The sequence below is a fragment of the Paenibacillus sp. FSL F4-0125 genome (genome assembly GCF_038008565.1).
Classification (GTDB): Bacteria; Bacillota; Bacilli; order Paenibacillales; family Paenibacillaceae; genus Paenibacillus_AQ.
Genome location: NZ_JBBOZJ010000001.1, coordinates 6,396,546 through 6,415,695, shown reverse-complemented (window position 1 = coordinate 6,415,695; position 19,150 = coordinate 6,396,546). Strand labels below are relative to the sequence as shown.

General features: G+C 45.2%; 15 protein-coding genes and 1 riboswitch. Of the genes, 14 read left to right on the top strand and 1 reads right to left on the bottom strand.

All coding sequences use genetic code 11. From position 1 onward, the window contains the following. Nucleotides 1-22 precede the first annotated feature (22 nt). Nucleotides 23-691 (bottom strand): ribose 5-phosphate isomerase A, encoded by a 669-nt coding sequence (rpiA, locus tag NST74_RS28570; protein WP_341116012.1) that lies wholly within the window; start codon nt 689-691, stop codon nt 23-25. 140 nt (nt 692-831) lie between these two features. Here rpiA and NST74_RS28565 point away from each other — a divergent pair, with 140 nt between their 5' ends. The 14 genes from NST74_RS28565 to NST74_RS28500 all read left to right on the top strand — a co-directional run bounded on the left by NST74_RS28565 (nt 832) and on the right by NST74_RS28500 (nt 19,024). Beyond that, entirely contained in the window at nt 832-1,779 is a 948-nt protein-coding gene (locus NST74_RS28565) for a sugar-binding transcriptional regulator (RefSeq protein WP_341115622.1), read from the top strand. 116 nt (nt 1,780-1,895) lie between these two features. After that, nucleotides 1,896-1,999: riboswitch (purine riboswitch) on the top strand. A 171-nt stretch (nt 2,000-2,170) separates the two neighbouring features. Beyond that, nucleotides 2,171-2,785, top strand: a complete 615-nt coding sequence (locus tag NST74_RS28560) for a xanthine phosphoribosyltransferase (RefSeq protein ID WP_341115621.1) — start codon at nt 2,171-2,173, stop codon at nt 2,783-2,785. Continuing rightward, a complete protein-coding gene (locus NST74_RS28555; RefSeq protein ID WP_341115620.1) occupies nt 2,779-4,098 on the top strand; it encodes a nucleobase:cation symporter-2 family protein in 1,320 nt (439 codons plus the stop codon). Before NST74_RS28560 ends, NST74_RS28555 begins: the two co-directional genes overlap by 7 nt. A 212-nt stretch (nt 4,099-4,310) precedes the next feature. Beyond that, the gene (locus NST74_RS28550; RefSeq protein ID WP_042131545.1) at nt 4,311-5,609 is read left to right on the top strand and encodes a GntP family permease; all 1,299 of its coding nucleotides are present in this window, start codon (nt 4,311-4,313) and stop codon (nt 5,607-5,609) included. A gap of 33 nt (nt 5,610-5,642) precedes the next feature. Further along, nucleotides 5,643-6,800: a glycerate kinase family protein gene (locus NST74_RS28545; RefSeq protein ID WP_341115619.1), complete on the top strand. Its 1,158-nt coding sequence runs from the start codon at nt 5,643-5,645 to the stop codon at nt 6,798-6,800. 139 nt (nt 6,801-6,939) lie between these two features. Then, entirely contained in the window at nt 6,940-7,974 is a 1,035-nt protein-coding gene (locus tag NST74_RS28540) for a CdaR family transcriptional regulator (RefSeq protein WP_341115618.1), read from the top strand. Nucleotides 7,975-8,059: 85 nt separating this feature from the next. Next, nucleotides 8,060-9,415, top strand: coding sequence for an MFS transporter (locus tag NST74_RS28535; RefSeq protein WP_341115617.1), 1,356 nt, complete (start codon nt 8,060-8,062; stop codon nt 9,413-9,415). Nucleotides 9,416-9,482: 67 nt separating this feature from the next. Beyond that, nucleotides 9,483-9,698 carry a hypothetical protein gene (locus NST74_RS28530; RefSeq protein WP_042131542.1) on the top strand — a complete coding sequence of 72 codons (216 nt, stop codon included), beginning with the start codon at nt 9,483-9,485 and terminating at the stop codon, nt 9,696-9,698. Nucleotides 9,699-9,725: 27 nt separating this feature from the next. Further along, nucleotides 9,726-10,412, top strand: a complete 687-nt coding sequence (locus NST74_RS28525; RefSeq protein ID WP_341115616.1) for a hypothetical protein — start codon at nt 9,726-9,728, stop codon at nt 10,410-10,412. Further along, the gene (locus NST74_RS28520; RefSeq protein WP_341115615.1) at nt 10,409-11,611 is read left to right on the top strand and encodes a glutathionylspermidine synthase family protein; all 1,203 of its coding nucleotides are present in this window, start codon (nt 10,409-10,411) and stop codon (nt 11,609-11,611) included. The genes NST74_RS28525 and NST74_RS28520 overlap by 4 nt, the downstream gene beginning before the upstream one ends. A gap of 39 nt (nt 11,612-11,650) precedes the next feature. Then, the gene (locus NST74_RS28515; RefSeq protein WP_339291514.1) at nt 11,651-12,244 is read left to right on the top strand and encodes a signal peptide protein; all 594 of its coding nucleotides are present in this window, start codon (nt 11,651-11,653) and stop codon (nt 12,242-12,244) included. Beyond that, nucleotides 12,241-12,633 (top strand): DUF350 domain-containing protein, encoded by a 393-nt coding sequence (locus NST74_RS28510; protein WP_042192771.1) that lies wholly within the window; start codon nt 12,241-12,243, stop codon nt 12,631-12,633. The genes NST74_RS28515 and NST74_RS28510 overlap by 4 nt, the downstream gene beginning before the upstream one ends. Nucleotides 12,634-12,772: 139 nt before the next feature. After that, nucleotides 12,773-13,786 (top strand): potassium channel protein, encoded by a 1,014-nt coding sequence (locus tag NST74_RS28505; protein WP_341115614.1) that lies wholly within the window; start codon nt 12,773-12,775, stop codon nt 13,784-13,786. Between the two features lie 183 nt (nt 13,787-13,969). Next, nucleotides 13,970-19,024 carry an S-layer homology domain-containing protein gene (locus NST74_RS28500; RefSeq protein ID WP_341115613.1) on the top strand — a complete coding sequence of 1,685 codons (5,055 nt, stop codon included), beginning with the start codon at nt 13,970-13,972 and terminating at the stop codon, nt 19,022-19,024. Nucleotides 19,025-19,150 lie beyond the last annotated feature (126 nt).

Below are 19,150 nucleotides of genomic sequence, written 5' to 3'. Positions count from 1 at the left end.
CGCCTGTTTAGATTGTTTGAGTCTACTTAGAGATAACTTTGATTCCATCCGAACCAGCTACAAGTGCTGCGGTAACTTCTTTTGTGAATAGGGAGGTCTCAATGACCCCGTTAATGGCTTTGAGTTTAGTTTGAAGGGCAGTGCTATCCTCTACCTTGTCAAAAAAGACATCCAGCAGCACATTGCCGTGATCACTGACCGTATACCCATCTTTACTTGTGCTTGTTCGGATCTCAGGCTTGCCGCCCAGCGATTTCACAGAATGTTGAACATAACTAAGAGCATCCTTAAGAACTTCCAAGACTACGGGATGCTTGAAGGTTAGCTTATTCACAAGCTTTGTTTCATCTACCAGCAATATATATTGATCGGCCATACTGGCAATCAGTTTTTCTTTCGTATGAATGCCGCCGCCGCTCTTGAGCGCATGCAGTTGCTCATCCACCTCATCACAGCCGTCAAAAGCAACAGCTATTTGCTCAACAGACCAAGTTGGGATGACCTGCAATCCATTCTGGACACAGAGTGAAGCTGTAGTGAAGGAGGGGGTAACTACCTTTACCCGAAGATCTGCTTCTTTAATATTCCCGATTAAATAGGAAATCGTACTACCCCCGCCAAGACCAATGGTTGTGCCGTTCTTAATATACTTCAGAGCTTCTGCGGCGCAACTTTTCTTCCTAAAGTCCATATTCAAAGCCGATCATCTCCATTAAAAAATTGATATTAAGCACATTTGTGCAATATAATAAAAAATGTGCAAAATAATCGTCTACAGTATAACGAGGGGTTCTGAATCCGTCAAATCCTTGAAAAAGCGAGGAGTTCATCATGGATCGAAAAGAAGACAAGAAGCTGCTCATTAAGATTGCACAAATGTATTATGAGCAGAATTTAACGCAAAATGAAATTTCGAATGAACTTGGTATATATCGCACAACCATTAGCAGGATGCTGAAGAGAGTCCGTGAAGAAGGCATCGTTACGATCACCATCAATTACGATATTGGAGATCTTTGTACACTGGAGCAGGAGCTGAAAGAACGGTTCGGGCTGAAGGAAGCTATTGTTGTAGAGGTAGATCCGGCTCAGTCCGGAGTGGTCAAACGTAAAGCTATTGGACAGGCTTGCGCGAAATGGCTGGAGCAAGTGGTTCAGCCAAAAGATACGATAGGGTTCTCTTGGGGAAGCAGCTTAGCTGCTGTTGTAGACAATCTGACCCTCGCACAGAGGCCTTTTGTAACCTGTGTTCCTACGGTGGGTGGTCCATCCGGTAAGATGGAGAGTGGGTACCATGTCAATAATATTTGCTACCAAGCTGCCTTGAAGTGGGGGGCGCGCTCATTAATGATTGACGTGCCAGCGATCACGGAGCAAAAGGAAACCAGAGATCAGCTAATGCGTTCGCAGTATTATCAGACCATTGCCAAGGCATGGGACCGGCTGGATATCGCTATATTCGGCATTGGATCACCGGAAATTAAAGGCGAAGAGGCATGGCGTGGGTTTTATGGCGATGCTGTGATTGATGAGCTGGAGGACGGGAAAGTAGCTGGCGATATTTGCTCACGTTTTTATGATGGCAATGGAATGCCTGTACGCACAGCAATATCGGACCGAACGCTGACCATTGAGCTGGAGCAGATCAAGCGAGCGAGGTACTCGATTGGTGTAGCGGAATCGCTGGAGAAGGTTTCGGGGATCTTAGGAGCGCTAAACGGCGGGTACATGAATGTCCTCGTAACAACTGAAGAAACGGCGCAGAAGATCTTGGAGTAACCATTACTAAATGTAAACAATTGAATTTGGTGAAAATAACCTGAAAATGGTATGCAAAATACTAAAAATTTTGCTTGTAAGCACCAGACAGAGCGTGTAAGATATACAAGGTATTCATATCGAACATTAATAAAACTCATATAATCTTGGGGATATGGCCCATAAGTTTCTACCGGATAACCATCGCAATTATCCGACTATGAGTGAAATAGCGCATCTAGGGTTCCGCTTTCTTCTTTGGAGGAAAGGTCTGGACCGAGCGATGCGGACACTATGCAGTGTTACACCACTAAGGGACAAAAGCCCAGAAGGACAGATTCACTTGAGAGAAACGACTCAAGGGATTTGTCCTTTTTTTGTTTTTTTAATGAAGAGGAGAGATTAGTTCACGATGAAAGTACTTCAAGAGCGCATTAGACAAGAGGGTCTCATTTTATCAGATACGGTACTGAAGGTAGATTCATTTCTGAATCATCAGGTCGATACGGAGCTAGCGCTGCAAATCGGTCAGGAGTTCAAAAAGTTGTTCGGTCATCAACCGATTACCAAAGTGATTACCATTGAAGCTAGTGGAATTCAGTTCGCTATGGCTACTGCGATTGCATTAGGTGTACCGTTTATTTACGCGAAGAAAAAGAAAGCAGTAACGCTCTCAGAGGCGGTCTACTCAGCGCCTGTACATTCCTTTACTCGCCAAGAGGATTATCTGGTTAGCGTCTCCCAGAAATATCTTGGACCCGATGACAAAGTGCTTATTGTGGATGATTTCCTCGCTACTGGTGCTGCACTTGTAGGACTGGTTGATATCGTGAAAGAGGCTGGAGCAGCGCTCCTTGGCGTCGGATGTGTCATTGAAAAGAGCTTCCAAGAAGGTCGGAGCCTTCTGGAGAACAGAGGCATAGAAGTCCATGCCCTGGCCCGTATTGCATCTATGTCACCAGGTGAAATTCACTTCATTGATAATGAAAGCTCATTAGAGAAAATCAAGGAGAGTGCGGGATGTTAAGCAAGCAAAAGGTATTTACGTTAGGTCTTCAGCATGTCCTAGCCATGTATGCAGGAGCAGTAATTGTACCGCTGATTGTTGGGGGTGCCTTGAAGCTAAATGGGACTCAAATGGCTTACCTCATCGCAGCCGATTTGTTCACTTGCGGATTGGCTACACTGCTGCAAATAATGGGCACCAAGTATTTTGGTAGCAGGCTCCCAGTTATTCTTGGATGTACCTTTACAGCCGTTGGCCCGATTATTGCGATTGCCTCGACACATAATCTGGCGACTGCGTACGGTGCGATCATTATTTCCGGTTTGTTCGTTGTTCTTGCGGCCCCGCTTTATGGGAAGCTGCTGAAGTTCTTCCCGACCATTGTAACGGGTTCTGTCGTGACCATTATCGGGTTATCTCTTATTCCAGTAGCCATGAATAACGTTGCTGGCGGAGAAGGCAGCGCTGATTTTGGACAACCCCGCAATTTGCTGCTTGCACTGATTACACTACTTGTCATTTTAGCAGTTAACCGTTTCGCCACTGGATTCCTGCGCTCGATCTCAGTTCTGGTAGGTCTTGTGGTGGGTACAGCGATTGCTTATGGAATGGGTATCGTTAACTTTTCTACGGTAGGTGACGCTTCTTGGGTAAGCATCGCACAACCGTTCTACTTCGGATGGCCTGAGTTCAGTGTTACTGCAATCTTCACTATGATCATCGTTAATATTGTTAGTATGGTGGAGTCTACTGGGGTTTATTTTGCAGTTGGTAAAGTAATTGATCAGAAAGTTGAACAGAAGCAGATCGTAAACGGACTGCGTTCCGAGGGTGTAGCTATTATGCTGGGCGGAATCTTTAATGCTTTCCCATACACCGCTTTTTCTCAAAATGTGGGCTTGATTTCGCTGTCTCGCATTAAGACCCGTAATGTTATTTTTGCCGCTGGCGGGATCATGATTGTACTAGGACTCCTGCCTAAGCTGGCTGCCTTGACGACGATTGTACCGAATGCCGTACTTGGTGGAGCCATGATTGTCATGTTCGGATCGGTTGCCGTTTCCGGGATATCCATTCTATCCGATGTGGATCTCCGTAAGGATGGTAATCTACTGATTGCTGCTTGCAGTATTGCTGTTGGCTTAGGTTCAGCGACACTTCCTGCAATGTTCGCAGAGCTGCCTGAATTTGCTCGGATGCTGCTGCAAAACGGTATCGTATCCGGTTCGCTTACAGCAATTGTGCTGAACATTGTCCTCTCCAAGACAAAGGATGATGTGCAGGTAGAGGATAACACCGTACCTGTTCTTGCTAAGGAATCTCAAGTGTCCTAAACTTATTTAATTCATGATAAAAGACCAAGCTCTGGTGTACTGAAACCTAAGCTTGGTCTTTTTTTGTGTTCGGGGCTTGTGCATTTGCACAAAAAAATAGGTTGTCCCGTCAATATAATTGGGTTTGTAAGCGCAGTATACTCAGTTTAGAAAGCGTTATCAAAACACACACTTTACAGTGTCATACTTTTATATTAAGGGGGCAACTAGAGATGGAAGGCACAGTAATTAACTGGATGGGCGCTGTTGCAGGATTGATATTAGCCGTCGTATTGATTTTCAAAAAGGTTAATCCGGTTTACGCACTCTTTTTAGGCGCGATTGCCGGAGGGATATTGGGCGGCGCTTCTATTGCGGAAACGGTACAGTATATTATCGATGGAACGAATAGTGTAATGGGTGCAGTTGTGCGTGTACTCGCAGCAGGTGTGCTGGCGGGGGTACTGATTGAATCAGGTGCAGCCGAACGAATGGCCGAGACCATCGTAGACAAGCTTGGCGAAAAGAAAGCCTTACTGTCTATAGCACTGGCTACAATGATTATTACAGCAGTCGGTGTATTCATCACGGTAGCGATCATTATCGTCGCTCCAATTGCTTTGTCCGTAGGCAAGAAAATCGGCATTTCCAAAACAGCTTTGCTGCTCGCACTGGTCGGTGGCGGTAAAGCAGGTAATATTATTTCTCCAAACCCAAACACCATTGCTGTAGCGAAGGGCTTTGATGTGGATTTAGCTCAGGTTATGATCCATGGATTTATCCCAGCCGTTGCCGGTCTGATTGTTACTGTTATTATTGCTAATCTCTTGGTCAATAAAGGTGTGAAAATTGCAGACGGCGATGTTGTAACGAAAGAGGAAGATACCACTAAGGTTAAACCAAGCTTCGGCCGTGCTATCGTCGCTCCAGTTGTCGCTATTTTGCTTCTGGCCATTAATCCGGTCGGAAACATTCTGAATATTGAATTGCTGAAATCCTTTAAAGTTGACTCTATGATCATCTTGCCTCTTGCCGGTATCATTGGACTGATTGCTATGAAACAGACGAAGAACATCATTTCCTTTACAACATCCGGTTTGAATAAAATGACTGGTACAGCTATTATCCTGATTGGTGCCGGTGCCATTGCTGGTATTATCTCAAAGTCTGACTTGAGCGCTACGGTTGTTGATGCAATTACAGCTATGGGCATCTCCGGAACCTTCCTGGCTCCGATTGCAGGTATCTTGATGGCGGCCGCTACAGCGTCCACATCAACGGCTTCGATTGTGGCTGCCGGATCGTTCGGTCCCGCTATTCTATCTATGGGCACAGCACCGCTTAATGCGGCGATTATGGTGCACACCGGTGCTACAGTAATTGACCATCTGCCGCACGGTAACTTCTTCCACGTCACTGCTGATTCCGTTAAGATGAACATCAAGGACCGGATGTCACTGATTCCTTATGAAAGTCTCGTGGGTCTGACGATGGCTATCGTCGCTACTATTCTATATGGCTTTATCCTATAACGATTATTTCGAACTAGAAGGGATGGATATTCTATGAAAAAAGATTTGGTTATCGTTCTGGCACCCGATTCTTTCAAAGAAAGCATGACAGCTAAAGAAGCTTGTGAAGCCATGGAAAGAGGCATTCATAAAGTGAATTCTAATATAAATTGTATTCATGTACCCATGGCTGACGGCGGCGAAGGAACGATGCAGTCCTTGGTCGATGCAACCGAAGGTACCGTGTATATTACTAAAGTTAAAGGCCCGCTCGGCAATGAAGTTAGCGCATCCTACGGAATTACAGGTGATGGATTGACGGGGGTTCTGGAAATGGCCAGTGCGAGCGGCATTCAGTTGGTGTCTCCTGAGACACGAAACCCTCTGATTACAACAACCTACGGCACAGGACAATTAATTAAAGCTTGTCTCGACCGTGGGGTCCGTAAGCTGCTGATTGGTATCGGTGGCAGTGCCACTAATGATGGAGGCGCCGGTATGGTTCAAGCATTGGGCGGCAGACTACTGGATGAAGAGGGGAATGAGCTGTTATTCGGCGGTGGTGAGCTCGGCAGATTAGCCAATATTGATCTGACTGGGTTTGACCCTCGTCTGAAGGATGTACAGGTTGAAGTAGCTTGTGATGTTACGAATCCCTTATGTGGTCCGACGGGTGCTTCGAGCGTGTTTGGTCCGCAAAAGGGTGCAACTTCAGAGATGATCAAACAGCTCGACAGCAATCTTCATCATTATGCGAGTGTTATCAAGGAACAGCTAGGAATCGATATTAAGGAAATGTCTGGAGCTGGTGCAGCGGGCGGACTTGGCGCAGGACTGGTGGTGTTCTTAAACGGAGTGTTAAAAAAGGGCATTGAGCTTGTTATTGACTACACCGGACTTGAAGAAAAGGTACAGCAGGCCGATATGGTGTGGACCGGGGAAGGAAGCATCGATTTCCAGACCCAATATGGCAAGACGCCGCTAGGCGTTGCACAGGTCGCTAAGAAATATAATAAACCTGTATTGGCCTTCGCTGGAAGGATCGGTGATCAGACGGAAGTGCTGTACGATAAAGGAATCGATGCTATTTTTGGCATCATGCCCGGTGCAGCTTTATTGGAGGATGCCCTGAAGCAAGGGCAAGAGAATCTGGAAAGAACCGCTGAGAACGTGGCACGGTTAATCATGCTGAAACAAGGTAAATCATTATAAAAAGCTGCGGAGAGATTTCACAACCTTATATTACTACGAGAAACGGTTATCGTCTTTTGAGGACGACAACCGTTTCTTCTTGTTTCTTTTTAAAGTAGAGGTTTTCTGAGTAGAATATACAGGAACAGGAGGGGCAGACATGAAGATATCGAAATCACTCGCAGGACAAATCGCACAGGAAATGATGAGTGTAGTTCCTTATAACATTAATGTTATGGATGAGAACGGCTTTATTGTAGGGAGTGGAGATCTAAAACGGGTCGGGACCTTACATGAGGGAGCGAGAATAGCCATTCAAAGTGGGCATGTCTTTGAAGTATACGAAGATGGCAGTGGCATGAAGCCGGGGGTGAATGAACCCATTATTATAGATCATAAAGTTTTGGGTGTGGTGGGCATTACGGGACATCCGGATGAGGTTCGACCGTTTAGCAAGCTGGTCAGAGTTACTACTATATTACTTATAGAACAGGAAGCCAGGAATAAGCAGGAGCAGGATGACAGAGTAAGGCGTGTGAAATTTTATCATGAATTATCTTATCGTAAAGAGGCATATGATCTTGAGTTTCTAGAGCGGGCAAGTAGCTATGGACTCGATCTCAAGAAGAAATGCTGGGCAATCCTAGTGGATGGAGACGTAAACGGGAAAGAGTTCAGAAGTGTTTCTAGATCCTATCCGCATTACTGGAATTTGGAGAATGATAAGGCTGTGTTTTTTATCACGGATGGGTTCCTCTACAAAGAGCTGATAGGAAAACTTAGTGTGTGCGGTGATGTAAGACGCATTGGCTCTGGTGAGGCGGAAGAGCTAGCTGCTTATTCCCTTGAACAAGCACAGGCGGCCATTAATATTGGCAGTAAAGTCGATCCATTCAAGAAGCTCTTCAACTATGCGGAACTCAAGTTTCTAATACACTTATCTTATGATGGGGATGAGCGGACCGGGACGATTTATGCTCCTCTAGATCAGTCGGGAGACAAGACGGGTCTGATTGAAACACTGCAAGTATTTATTGCGGAGAATGGAGATCATAATCGAACAGTACAAAAGTTGAATATTCACCGAAATACACTGAATTACCGACTTAACCGCATTCATACATTGACGGGTAAAAATCCGCGCAACTATATAGATCTGTTCGAACTAGTGTGTGGATTGATGTGGCGTAAGTAATCCCTATTCTAATTGCCAACCTCTTTTTATAGGCATAAAATTAGTTTGGAACGTATAGATAAATTAGGACAGGGATGGAATAAGAATGAATGAGAAAGTTGTAATGAATGATAAAATTGTCATGCCATTATGGACGATGTGCCTCTTTATTGTAGTGATGAATACAACGATGTTTAATGTATCGCTTCCAACCATTATTAAGGATCTCCAAATCTCTGCTGACCTAGGCTCATGGGTCATTTCCAGCTACTCGATTGGATATGCATTATCGACAGTTATTTATAGCCGGTTATCCGACTTGGTGCCGATTCGTAAGCTCTTGACCATTGGTTTAATTACGCTTGGACTGGCATCCGTGTTTGGATTGTTCGCACATGACTTTAAGTTACTATTAATCACGAGAATCGTGCAATCTGCGGGTGCCGGATCCATGGCTGGATTGGGTCTTGTACTCGCTAGCCGCTACGTTCCGATTGAAAGACGGGGCGCTGCAATTGCGATGATCTCGGCAGGTAGTGCTATGGCCTTTGGTTTGGGTCCTATAGTCGGAGGGGTCATCAGCCAGTACTTTGGCTGGAACGGATTGTTCGGCATTACTTGCCTGGTGCTTATTGTGTTGCCGGTATTGTTGCGGTTATTGCCTAAGGAACAACCACAGCCTGTAAGCTTTGACATCCTGGGGGCGGCGCTGACTGTTGTAAATGCGGCAAGTTTGCTGGTGGCCGTAACTACCCAGTCGCTTGTATGGCTAGCGGTGGGGATAGTGTCTATTACCGTGCATGCCTTACATCTGAAGAAAGCCAAGGAATCGTTCATTAATCCGCAGCTGCTTACCATGCCAGGTTACTTGAAACTGGTTGCCGTAGGCTTTTGTATTCTGGTATTGAACTTAGGAAACCTGTTTCTGATGCCGCTTGCGCTCGCTAATCTGTTCGATAAGTCAGCGTTGATGATTGGTTTGTTTATCGCACCGGGCGCGTTAGTATCTGCATTTCTGACCCGTTATGTGGGACGGTTTATTGATCGATACGGTAATATACGCTTCCTAGTGATCGGACATTGTATACTTGCAGCCGTTATGGCTGTGTTTGCTCTGAATCTTTCTGTATCACCTGTAGTACTACTGCTAGGTTATCTATGCTTCTCTCCCGCTTTCTCCGCTACGATGGCATCCTTAAACAATGAAGCTTCTATCGTTCTTCCGAGGACTTGGATCGGTTCGGGAATGGGGCTTTTACAACTGGTTCAATTCTTCGGAGGCTCTGTATCTGTTGCAGTCTGCGGGATTTTGCTGCATGCTCAGCGCGATATCTCCCCAGCAAAAGCATATCAGCATGTATACGGCGTGTTGCTCCTTGTTAGCTTGTGCTCGTTAGGAATTCTTCTTTTATATAGACGTTCTAATGCCAAGAACAAAGCTGGGCAGTCTACACACGCTTAGAACTGAAACGAAAAGGTAATAAAGACGTATCAGATGCTATAGCAGAACTTAGGAAGGAATGGTAATAATGGACAATGGGATGAATGTTATCTTATTTGAAAAAATGCCGGAAGGCGGGCTACGAGTCATTGAGGAACGCACGTGGAGCATGAACATGATCGCAGCGCTAGAGCATGTCAATTATATTGTGGTGGGCAGTGTTGAATATGAAACGGTTGAAGGACGGCTGAATGTCGATGAAGGCAAGCTGGAGCTTCTGCTTGTTCCGATGCACACTGAATGATTGAGATAAAGGAAGGAGAACCTTGCGATGTCTAAAGATGAAAAGGATAAGGAACTTGCTGTACCCAAACTATTCACCTCTGATGGTAAGCCCATTCGAGTATTATCTACTTCGCTAGGCATAGCGTTGTTAGCGAATGCTATGTTTATTCCTGGCGGCGCAGGGGCTAGCGCAAATACTTCTGGAGATGAACCGCAGCTAGTGTCCTGGTCTACCGAAGAGGTTAAAGCCTATTTTGACAAAAATGTGGATTGGAATATTCCATATCCGGAAGGTGAACAAGAGGTAGAACAGGAAGGCCAAGGTGTTGTAACCAATAATGGAACGACGGTAGTGAATAACTATGGCGGTTATCATTCAGGTTTTGGTTGGGATGATTTACTGTTGTATCACATGTTGTTTAATAGTGGTGGCAACTACTCTTCCAGAGGGTGGTCTAAGGACCGTCCAACCTATTATGGTGGAACGAGAACAACTTATAAGCCGCCTACCTATAGCAGTGAGAAGTTCCAGAATAAGAAGGTTCCCGGATCTGTTGTGAAGCCCAAAACATCGACTTCCTCTACAGGCTCCATTACGAGAAGAGGTTCTTCTTCAAAGAATGGAATCGGTGGCACTTCCAGCGGATTAAATTCTTCGAAGAACTCTAAATCTAGCTCAGGCTCGAAGTCCTCTTCGAGATCAGGCTCAAGCAAGAGTGGTTTTGGCGGATGAGTGAGCAGCAGAGTGTATTTGAAATTCTAGATCAGTCTGAGCTTGAAAGAGGTCCGCGGGTCAAAGCGTTGTATGAGCTTGGGTTCACTTGGGCGGATCTTGAGGATGAAGAGTATTGGTTAGATGCAATTGCTGTAATGCGCAGGGACACTTATAAGGAGCTTGAAGAAGCCTCATCAAAACTCTGGATCATCCTCGATAAGGCCGTTCGCTATGTACATCTAAAGCCCGATTTATATGAACTGCTTGGGATTCCCCCTGTACTTTGGGAGATGCTTGATGGATGTCCTATGCCAGAAGAAGGCTTTATTAGTCGGTATGCCAGATTCGACTTTGCCATAGCCCATGATGGGACGATTAAGCTACTTGAATTAAATGCGGATACCCCGACAGGTTATGTGGAAGCCTCGATAGCTACACCATGGATTTGTGAGCAAGCTGGTGTGCAGAGTCCCAATCAAGGGATGAAGGAACAAGTCGCGGCAGCTTGGCAAGTAGAACGTCCGGATACCGCAGCATGTGTCGCTTATGGATCTCATCTCGAAGATTCAGGTACGATTGAAGCATTAGTAAAGCACAGTGGTCTCGATATTCGGTGTGTGGATTGCCTTGATCTGTGGGTCGACAACGGAATTCTCAAGGATGGGGAGGACCGTGTGATTGAGCGTATGTTCGCCCTATATCCTAAAGAGTGGATGGCTGTTGATGAAGGCGGGGATGCCCTCGCTTATGCGGTAGAGCAAGGGAATCTTCAACTCTTTAACGGCCCTCACAGTATATTGCTCCAGTCCAAGGGGCTGGTTGCAGCGGTGTGGGGAATGTATGAGCTGGGTCTGTTATTCGATAAGGAGGAGCGAGAGACGATCTCGCGCTATATTTTGCCTACTTATAATAAGCCTGTATTCTCTGGGAACTTTGTGTCCAAATCTGTTTTTGGTCGTGAAGGGGGTTCGGTGCGCATGTTTGATGATAGTGGTGCGCTAGAGCTTGAAGATGAAGACGGTTATGACAGTAGTCAGCTCTTCCCCACTGTGTATCAAAAAAGAGCCGATTTAGCACAGATAACGACTTCAGAGGGTGAATTTCATCTGTTGACAGGCATGTTCGTGATTAACGGGAAGCCTTGTGGTATGCTCGGCCGAGCGGGTGGATTGATTACAGGCAATGCCAGTCATTTTATTGCGTTGGGAGTGAGATAATTGGATAAGAGTAAGAAAGCCCGAATCGGAGTCTTATGTATGATGCTTTTGACGGTACTGCTGCTTAGCGCATGTTCCAGTAATCAGGGCAGTGTATTTGATTCAGGAACAGCTACAACTTCAGATAGTGTAGCACGGGTACCGTGGGACTACCGGGTGGTAGAGAGTACCGTAGGGGATTTGATTGGGAGTGACATGACGGTTTTGCCTGATAATGAACTGCTCCCGAATGATGGGAATTATGCAACTGGCGATAAAATTTGGACGCTTCAGTTCATGGACGCCGAGCTAATTACGGACGCTGACCAGAAGAACGAAGTTCGCCTGTCTTCATGGAGCACGATTAAGTCTTATGCAGATGAAAAAACAGCGGCAGAGGATCTTACCAATCTAAAAGTATCGGTAACGACTGATGTTGATCTTGTAGGGGTATACAAGACTAAATATAACGATAAGACAAGAAACTTTGCCGTGCTTGAACTCCCTTCAGGTAATCGGATTAAGCAGCCGATTGATGATGAACGTTATACAGCATTAGAGAAACAGAAAACCGCTTCCGTAGTCCTTGAGGAAGTACATGATTTTGCCGATTATGATTCGGCGTATGCGAAATTTCGGGGGTGGGCAAAGTGACGATGGTGGTTAATTTGGTTGTGAGTGTGTTTGTAATTATTCTTTTGCAAGTGTTAGGCATGGTGATTTTTGGTTTGATGACTCCGTTCAAAGATATGGAGGAGCTAAAAAAGGGCAATGTGGCTGTAGCTTTGGCATTGGGCGGCAAGTTTCTGGCAACGGCAATAATTATTGGCGTAGCGGCGTATACGAATACCTCCATTCTGCACATGATCATTTGGTTTGCGGTAGGTTATGTGTGCTTGATAGCGGCTTATTGGATCTTTGAATTGGCAACCCCAACCTTTAAGATTTCAGAGCATCTGGAGAAAGGGAATGTGGCTGTAGGCACTATGCTTTGCTTGGTGTTTATTGGGACTGCATTTGCGATCAGCAGTTTAATTGTTTAGTTCGAACTTGAAATAGGCTAAGGACAAAGGCTGCCCCGATCCATCCGTCGAGTGGCAGCCTATATTTCTCTCATAAACGCTTACTGTTCTTAAAGGACACCGAAGGCGTGTTAGCTTGATGTGAAGAAGGGGTGGGCAGATGCATTTGTTTCTGAGAATTTCCACCAAGATGATGCGGTTACGTAAACGGACGATAGGGTTAATCATTCTGATCTTTATAATTCTTAGTGCGTCGATTGCTTACCTGATCGAGCCGGGTACGTTTCACAGTTGGTTTAATGCATTTTATTGGGTCATGACAACGATGGCGACCGTAGGGTATGGGGATTATTTTGCAGAGACCGTAGTTGGAAAGCTATTTACCATGTTTCTATATATCTTTGGTATCGGCCTCCTCAGCTTGGTTATTGGTAAGGTCATTGACTCCATTGCGGAGGTGCAGAGAAGGAGAGGAGCGGGAACGTTGAGCTTTCGTGGAAAGGATCATGTGATTCTAATTAATTGGAGTAAGAAAGCACAAGCTGCCGTAGAGGAGATTCTATGCTATTCGCCAAAATGCCATATTGTCATCATTGATGAGACAGGAAGTCATCCTCTGGAGCATATGGATCAAGTTCACTTTATAAGCGGCGATGCCTCCAGTGATGAGATTCTTCTTAAGGCTAACATCCATGAAGCAAGAGCAGCCATTGTGTTCGGGGACACAAGGATTGATGAAGCATCGCTGATCGATGGCAAATCTTTGTTAATTGCCTCTAGTATTGAGCGAATTGCGTCACAAGTACATACGACTGTAGAAATAATGCAAGAGAAGAATATACAGAATTTCAGGCATGTCAAGGTAAACGAGTTCGTGCTTTCACATGATGCCATCTCTAGACTGGCTGTTCGTTCTGCGCTCCAAGAGGGCAACTCTGAGGTGATAACGCAGCTGCTGAGCCGTAAATATGGTGATGATATTTATGAGATTCCAGTGAATACTTCGTGGAAGACTTATGGGGACGCGTTTCAGAACCTGCTCTTGCAAGGTGCAACCTTATTAGCGGATCGTAGCGATCTAAGTATCAATCGAAAGCTGGATCAGGCTATTCCCAAGGATGCTAGATTGTATGTTGTTTCCGATGAAGAGACGTATCGTAGAATTAAGGGTTAGATCAAGAAATAAACGGATTAGGCGGATTTTCGGAAGCTGAGGCTTCGCGGGATTCTGCCTTTTTTTGATAAAATGTGACTTATTTCACTGTTAAAATTGTTTTCTGTTCAGATTTTGTTCAGATCCCCTCCTTATTATGGTTTATTATGTCCTAAGAACTATACTGGGGAGGATAAATGAAGAATGGATGGAAAAATATTTAAGAAAATAGTTGGTGTTTTGTTGTCTGTAGTGCTGTTGGTAGGCCCAATGCTACAGACTTTCGGCATAGTACAAGCTGCCGATGCATCATCTGGTAAAACTTATTTTACGGACACCGATAATTGGGGTGGGGGTCCGTTAGGTACGGAAGCAGCCGATGGTGACATGGACGTGGATATTAAGAATCAGAACAAAACAACCGCGGATAACTATAGTAAGTATCCGATTGAGTTTAAGATCAAGGATGTTGCTAAGCTTCCGACGCAGAGCGCTTATATGCTGATTCGGGCTTACGATGTGGATGAGATCGCATCACTAACAAAAACGGGTTCAAATGGTGAATGGGATAGAGTATATTTCTCCAAAAATCCTGCTGATATTGCACTTGTAAACCCTTATACAGCATGGCAAACTTCTGGTAAATGGAAAACATCCGTCGCCGCTTCCGGTGTAGGTACTGGTGGACAGGGTTATCTGAAAGAGATAACGCAAAGCGCTTATTTAGGAACGCTTTCGGGGCAAGATTCGAAATGGAATACAACGGTGTTGCCTTTCAAAAATGAGGATCTTGGCAAAATTGGCCTAGGCGATAATTATGTGGGCTTGTCGATTCATCATTATTTTAATGATAAAGAGAGCCGGGATTCAGTGGTCCCTAATACCAACTGGACCATGAAGGTGGATTGGGCTCAGCTTGTTATTGATGGTGGTGAACGGCAGACCGGAGAGATCGGAAATGTAGGGATTAAGGTGGAGAATGGAAAGATCACTCTGGATACCGGCTTTATTCCTAAGCTACCGGGTAAAGATTATTCCATGGAAGTAAGCGTTGTTGAGAAGAGAGAGTTTGACGGCGAGTTAATCGATAAGAACGTTGGGCTCGATAAAAAGCTGTTTGAAGAGCCAACTGCTGGGCAAGAGCAGACTTGGAAAACTGAATTTACGGACAGTACGTTTAGTCCGTCTAAAGAATACACGGTAAATGTGATTCTCTTTGATGATCGTGGAGGCGGAACTAGCGGAGAAAAATATACAAATCCGGGCGAAGCTCAGCATATTTATACTTTTTCAACCTTTGATCCGGTGGCGAAGGATATTACCAAGGCAGGGTTGCAATATGAGCCAACAGCCTTTAATGCCAATGAATTTTCCGGCAAATACTATCAAATTAATGGTAATACCTATGGTTCTAAGCTGCAGAAGGTAAAGATTGTTACACTGCCGGATGCTGAAAAAGGCCAATTAGTATTAAATGAAACGGCAGTAAAAGCCGGTGATGAAATTTCGGTGAATGATCTTGGGCAATTAACCTTTGTTCCAGTGACTACCGGTTTTACTGGGAATATTGATTTTAAATGGAATGGGTATGATGGATCCAAATACGGGGCGGTGGATGCTGTAGTTACGATTACAGCAACGGCAGCACCAACAGTGGGTCATATTGAGAAGTCGAGTCAGAAAGGAAATAAAGTTCCTTTTATTGCTAAAGACTTCACGGATAAATTCGTAAACAGCAAGAACGATCCGCTTACTAAGGTCAAGATCATTACTGTTCCAGTGGAAGGTCAAGGTAAGCTTGTTTACCGTGTAGGTAATGGATCTGAACAGACGGTGACTCCGGGAGTTGAGATCAGCGCGGCAGATCTGGCCAGTCTGTCCTTTATTCCGACAGCGGAGACCACGGGTACAGTGGCTTTCCAATGGAATGGCACAGATGGCAAGCAATACGCGAAGGAAAGTAAGAATGTTACAATTACCATCAATGCGCCACCAGTAGTTGCAGATATTCATAAGACAGGTGCTCATGGAGCTGCTATTCCTTTTACAACAGATGATTTCGCAAATGTCTATAAGGATGATAATAGTAATCTGAGCACGGTAAGGATCACTCTTCCAGCAGACTTTGCTGCTAATGGGCAGTTGTATTATAACAATACGGTGACAGAAGCAGTCTATCTTGAGCCAGGTATTCCAGCGGTTCTGAGTAAAGCTGATCTTGGCAGTCTTACCTTTGTTCCAGATACTAAACTGGCTGAAGGTACAGAAGTGAAATTCAAGTGGGAAGGGTATGATGGTCAGGTATACTCTGAGAATCTTGCCGAGGTCATCATTACTTATAATGGACTGCCGGTGGCTAATGCACTGAGCGTAGAAGGAAACGAGGGTGTGCCTTCCCTTACTGTTGTACTGAAGGGGACTGACCGCGAAACGGTTACAGGTCTTACGTACGGCATTGCTACACCTCCACTGAAGGGAATATTAACACCTGCTGATCCAGGCAATCCGGCAGGGGATACATGGATTTACACGCCAAACTCTGATTTCATTTCGGGTAAAGACAGCTTCACTTATGTTGTGACCGATGCTGACGGACAAACAAGTCCTGTTGAAGCAACCGTGAAGATTGAACTTCATAAAGCACTGAATGGATGGGTTGGTAATAAGAAACAAGGAGATCCAACTATCGTAAAAGCGATACCGGGTCAACCGCTTAAACTATCGGCAGTGAGCTCGCTTGCGGCTGAGAAGGTAACGGCGAATGTTGCTGATACTTCCGTGACTTTGACTTTAGCTAATCCGCTTACTTACGAGACTGACGGATTTAAGCAATGGGAATACACCACGTTTGTATTGCCTTTGAATACCACAGCGAATAGCTATGCAGTTTCATTTAGCGCTTGGGGTGCAGGTGATGCTCCGTTAGCTGGTGAAGCGGCGGATAAGCTGATAGACAACAACTATCAGGTGGTTCAAACGGAGTTGATACTGAGTGCAAATCCAGAACGCATTTTGGGTGACGGTAAGGCTACAACAGAGTTGACTGCCGTCCTCAAAGACAGTAATGGAAACCCAATCAAGGGCATTGAAGTGGTCTTTACTGCAGCTGTTGGCGGATTTGTAGGTAATGATCGCGCAGTAACCGATGACAACGGTATTGCGAAGGTAACTTATCATTCTGCACAAATCACAGGGGTTAGCGAGCAGAATATACCTGTTAAAGCTAATGTGAACAATGCCGAGCATGGTCTATTAGCTAAGAGTGAAATTACTATTACATTCTTGCCAGCTTCGATTCAGGGCTTTATTACAACGGGGGGATCTAACACTCCTGTAGCAAGTGCTCAAGTACGAGCTGCCCTTGATTTGAACGGTGATGGCAAAATTGAGCCTGGTGTGGACTTCATTGAGAATATCGTGACCGATGAGAAGGGTGCGTATTATCTAGTCGTGCCTAAAGGCGATGCCAAATATGAGCTGGAGATTACACAAACAGTTGACGTGGGCGGTGTACCTACGGCAGTTACGTATAAACAGTATGCAAAAGTGGGACAAGTAACGGGTTCAGGAGACGAGAACTTCGAATCGGAGAAGACGCTGACAGGTCTGGTGCTCTTTAAACAGACGAACGGTCAATCTTCCTTGCTGAACTCCGAATGGCTTGGACATGCTAGTGTATTTTTGAAACAGCAAGATGGCAGCTATGTATCGGAGAATGGTAAACCTAAAGCTTTCCCACTACAGGCGCAGGGTGTATTTAATGCAGAGGGCCTTGCTGTAGGTCAGTATGAGCTTGAAGTGCGCTACGAACTACAATCTGGAAAATCCATTGTAGTCAGCCGTAATACAGTAGCTGTAACTGCCGCTGGTGAATTGAATATTTCACAGTCTCTGGTTGATCCGTATGGTACGATCACTGACGCTGTAACAGGTCATGTCATTGAGGGTGCAAAAGTGATGCTGCATTACGCGGATACTCCACGGAATGCTAGTAAAGGTTTGACTCCGAATGGGGAGGTTACATTGCCTGTGATTGCAGGATTTGCACCGAATGATAATGCGAGTCCGAAGCAGTTGAGCGATAGTAATGGTTTCTATGCTTACATGGTCTATCCAGATACCGATTATTACTTAACGGTGACGAATGAGGGATATATTAATTATAAGAGTCCTGTTCTTTCTGTGGGTACAGATATTGTGCGGCATGATGTACAGCTTCAGCCAGTGCCTAACACTTCTGGTGCTACTCCGTCGACTTCGACTGATCTGGCAGTAAAAGTAGCACTTACTCTCTCTGTAGAGAAGAACACAGTGAAGGAAAATGAGCAGTCACCGATTACAGTAGTTTACAAGAACGATTCGTCCGCTGTATCGGCAACAGGTGAGGTAAAGATTACTCTTCCTGATGGGGTAGTTGTTGTAGATGCTGCTGGAGGAACGGTTACGGGTAACGTAATCGTATGGAAAGTAACGAACGTAGGTGTGGGCAAGGGCGGTAGCTTTACTCCTGTTGTAAAGTGGCCATTGATCGATGCTGCAGAGGTCGCCTTAACGGTACCGGGAGAGTTTACCTCCGGGCAATCCTCTGCTAAGGCATTGGTGAAGGTAAATATCTACTCCGATCGTTTTGGAGAACTGAAGCATTACCGTTATATTTTAGGATACCCGGATAAGGAGTTTAAGCTAAATGGCGCTCTAACACGGGCAGAACTGGCTGCAATTGTAGCTAGACTAACGGAGAATGAGACTATTATTTATGCTCTTCCTTACAGCGATATCCGTGCGGGGCATTGGGCAACCAATTATATCCGCATTGCTGTGAAGAACGGGTATTTCACAGGAGATCCCAATGGGTTGTTCCTTCCGGACGCACCTGTAACCAGAGGAGAGTTAGCTTCGGTTATGGCTCGTTTCCTGAAACTTGAGACAGGCACACCGGCGGTGACACATTTCACGGATACTTCTGGTCATTGGTCAGGCAATGCGATTGAAGCATTGTATAACGGAAAGTTTCTAACGGGTTATCCGGATGGAACCTTCAAGCCGAAGAATGCAATCACTCGTGTCGAAGCGGTAACCCTGATTAATCGTATGCTGTATCGCGGACCGCTGAAAGGTTTAGCACCGCTATTCCCGGATGTTGCAGAAGACCATTGGGGCTTCGGTGATGTACAGGAAGCTACGTTCTCTCATGAAGCGGTTCGTAATGGAGATGGAAGCGAGAAATGGCTTAGATCTCTTAGCGACGATGTGAAATAAGAAGTACAAAAATAGGAAAAAAGCTCATTCACTGAGACAAGGTCGTGTTTAGTGCCAAGTGGGTGCTAGATACGACCTTTTTTTGTTTGCCAAACTTTCCTAAAGGGTAAGAGATACATGATAATA

What these genes read in the sequence shown, in the direction of transcription:
- NST74_RS28530 (WP_042131542.1), top strand. Translation starts at nt 9,483, where the DNA reads ATGGACAATGGGATGAATGTTATCTTATTTGAAAAAATGCCGGAAGGC.
- rpiA (WP_341116012.1), bottom strand. Translation starts at nt 691, where the DNA reads ATGGACTTTAGGAAGAAAAGTTGCGCCGCAGAAGCTCTGAAGTATATT.
- NST74_RS28540 (WP_341115618.1), top strand. Translation starts at nt 6,940, where the DNA reads ATGAAGATATCGAAATCACTCGCAGGACAAATCGCACAGGAAATGATG.
- NST74_RS28500 (WP_341115613.1), top strand. Translation starts at nt 13,970, where the DNA reads ATGGATGGAAAAATATTTAAGAAAATAGTTGGTGTTTTGTTGTCTGTA.
- NST74_RS28515 (WP_339291514.1), top strand. Translation starts at nt 11,651, where the DNA reads ATGATGCTTTTGACGGTACTGCTGCTTAGCGCATGTTCCAGTAATCAG.
- NST74_RS28545 (WP_341115619.1), top strand. Translation starts at nt 5,643, where the DNA reads ATGAAAAAAGATTTGGTTATCGTTCTGGCACCCGATTCTTTCAAAGAA.
- NST74_RS28520 (WP_341115615.1), top strand. Translation starts at nt 10,409, where the DNA reads ATGAGTGAGCAGCAGAGTGTATTTGAAATTCTAGATCAGTCTGAGCTT.
- NST74_RS28505 (WP_341115614.1), top strand. Translation starts at nt 12,773, where the DNA reads ATGCATTTGTTTCTGAGAATTTCCACCAAGATGATGCGGTTACGTAAA.
- NST74_RS28565 (WP_341115622.1), top strand. Translation starts at nt 832, where the DNA reads ATGGATCGAAAAGAAGACAAGAAGCTGCTCATTAAGATTGCACAAATG.
- NST74_RS28555 (WP_341115620.1), top strand. Translation starts at nt 2,779, where the DNA reads ATGTTAAGCAAGCAAAAGGTATTTACGTTAGGTCTTCAGCATGTCCTA.
- NST74_RS28550 (WP_042131545.1), top strand. Translation starts at nt 4,311, where the DNA reads ATGGAAGGCACAGTAATTAACTGGATGGGCGCTGTTGCAGGATTGATA.
- NST74_RS28525 (WP_341115616.1), top strand. Translation starts at nt 9,726, where the DNA reads ATGTCTAAAGATGAAAAGGATAAGGAACTTGCTGTACCCAAACTATTC.
- NST74_RS28560 (WP_341115621.1), top strand. Translation starts at nt 2,171, where the DNA reads ATGAAAGTACTTCAAGAGCGCATTAGACAAGAGGGTCTCATTTTATCA.
- NST74_RS28535 (WP_341115617.1), top strand. Translation starts at nt 8,060, where the DNA reads ATGAATGAGAAAGTTGTAATGAATGATAAAATTGTCATGCCATTATGG.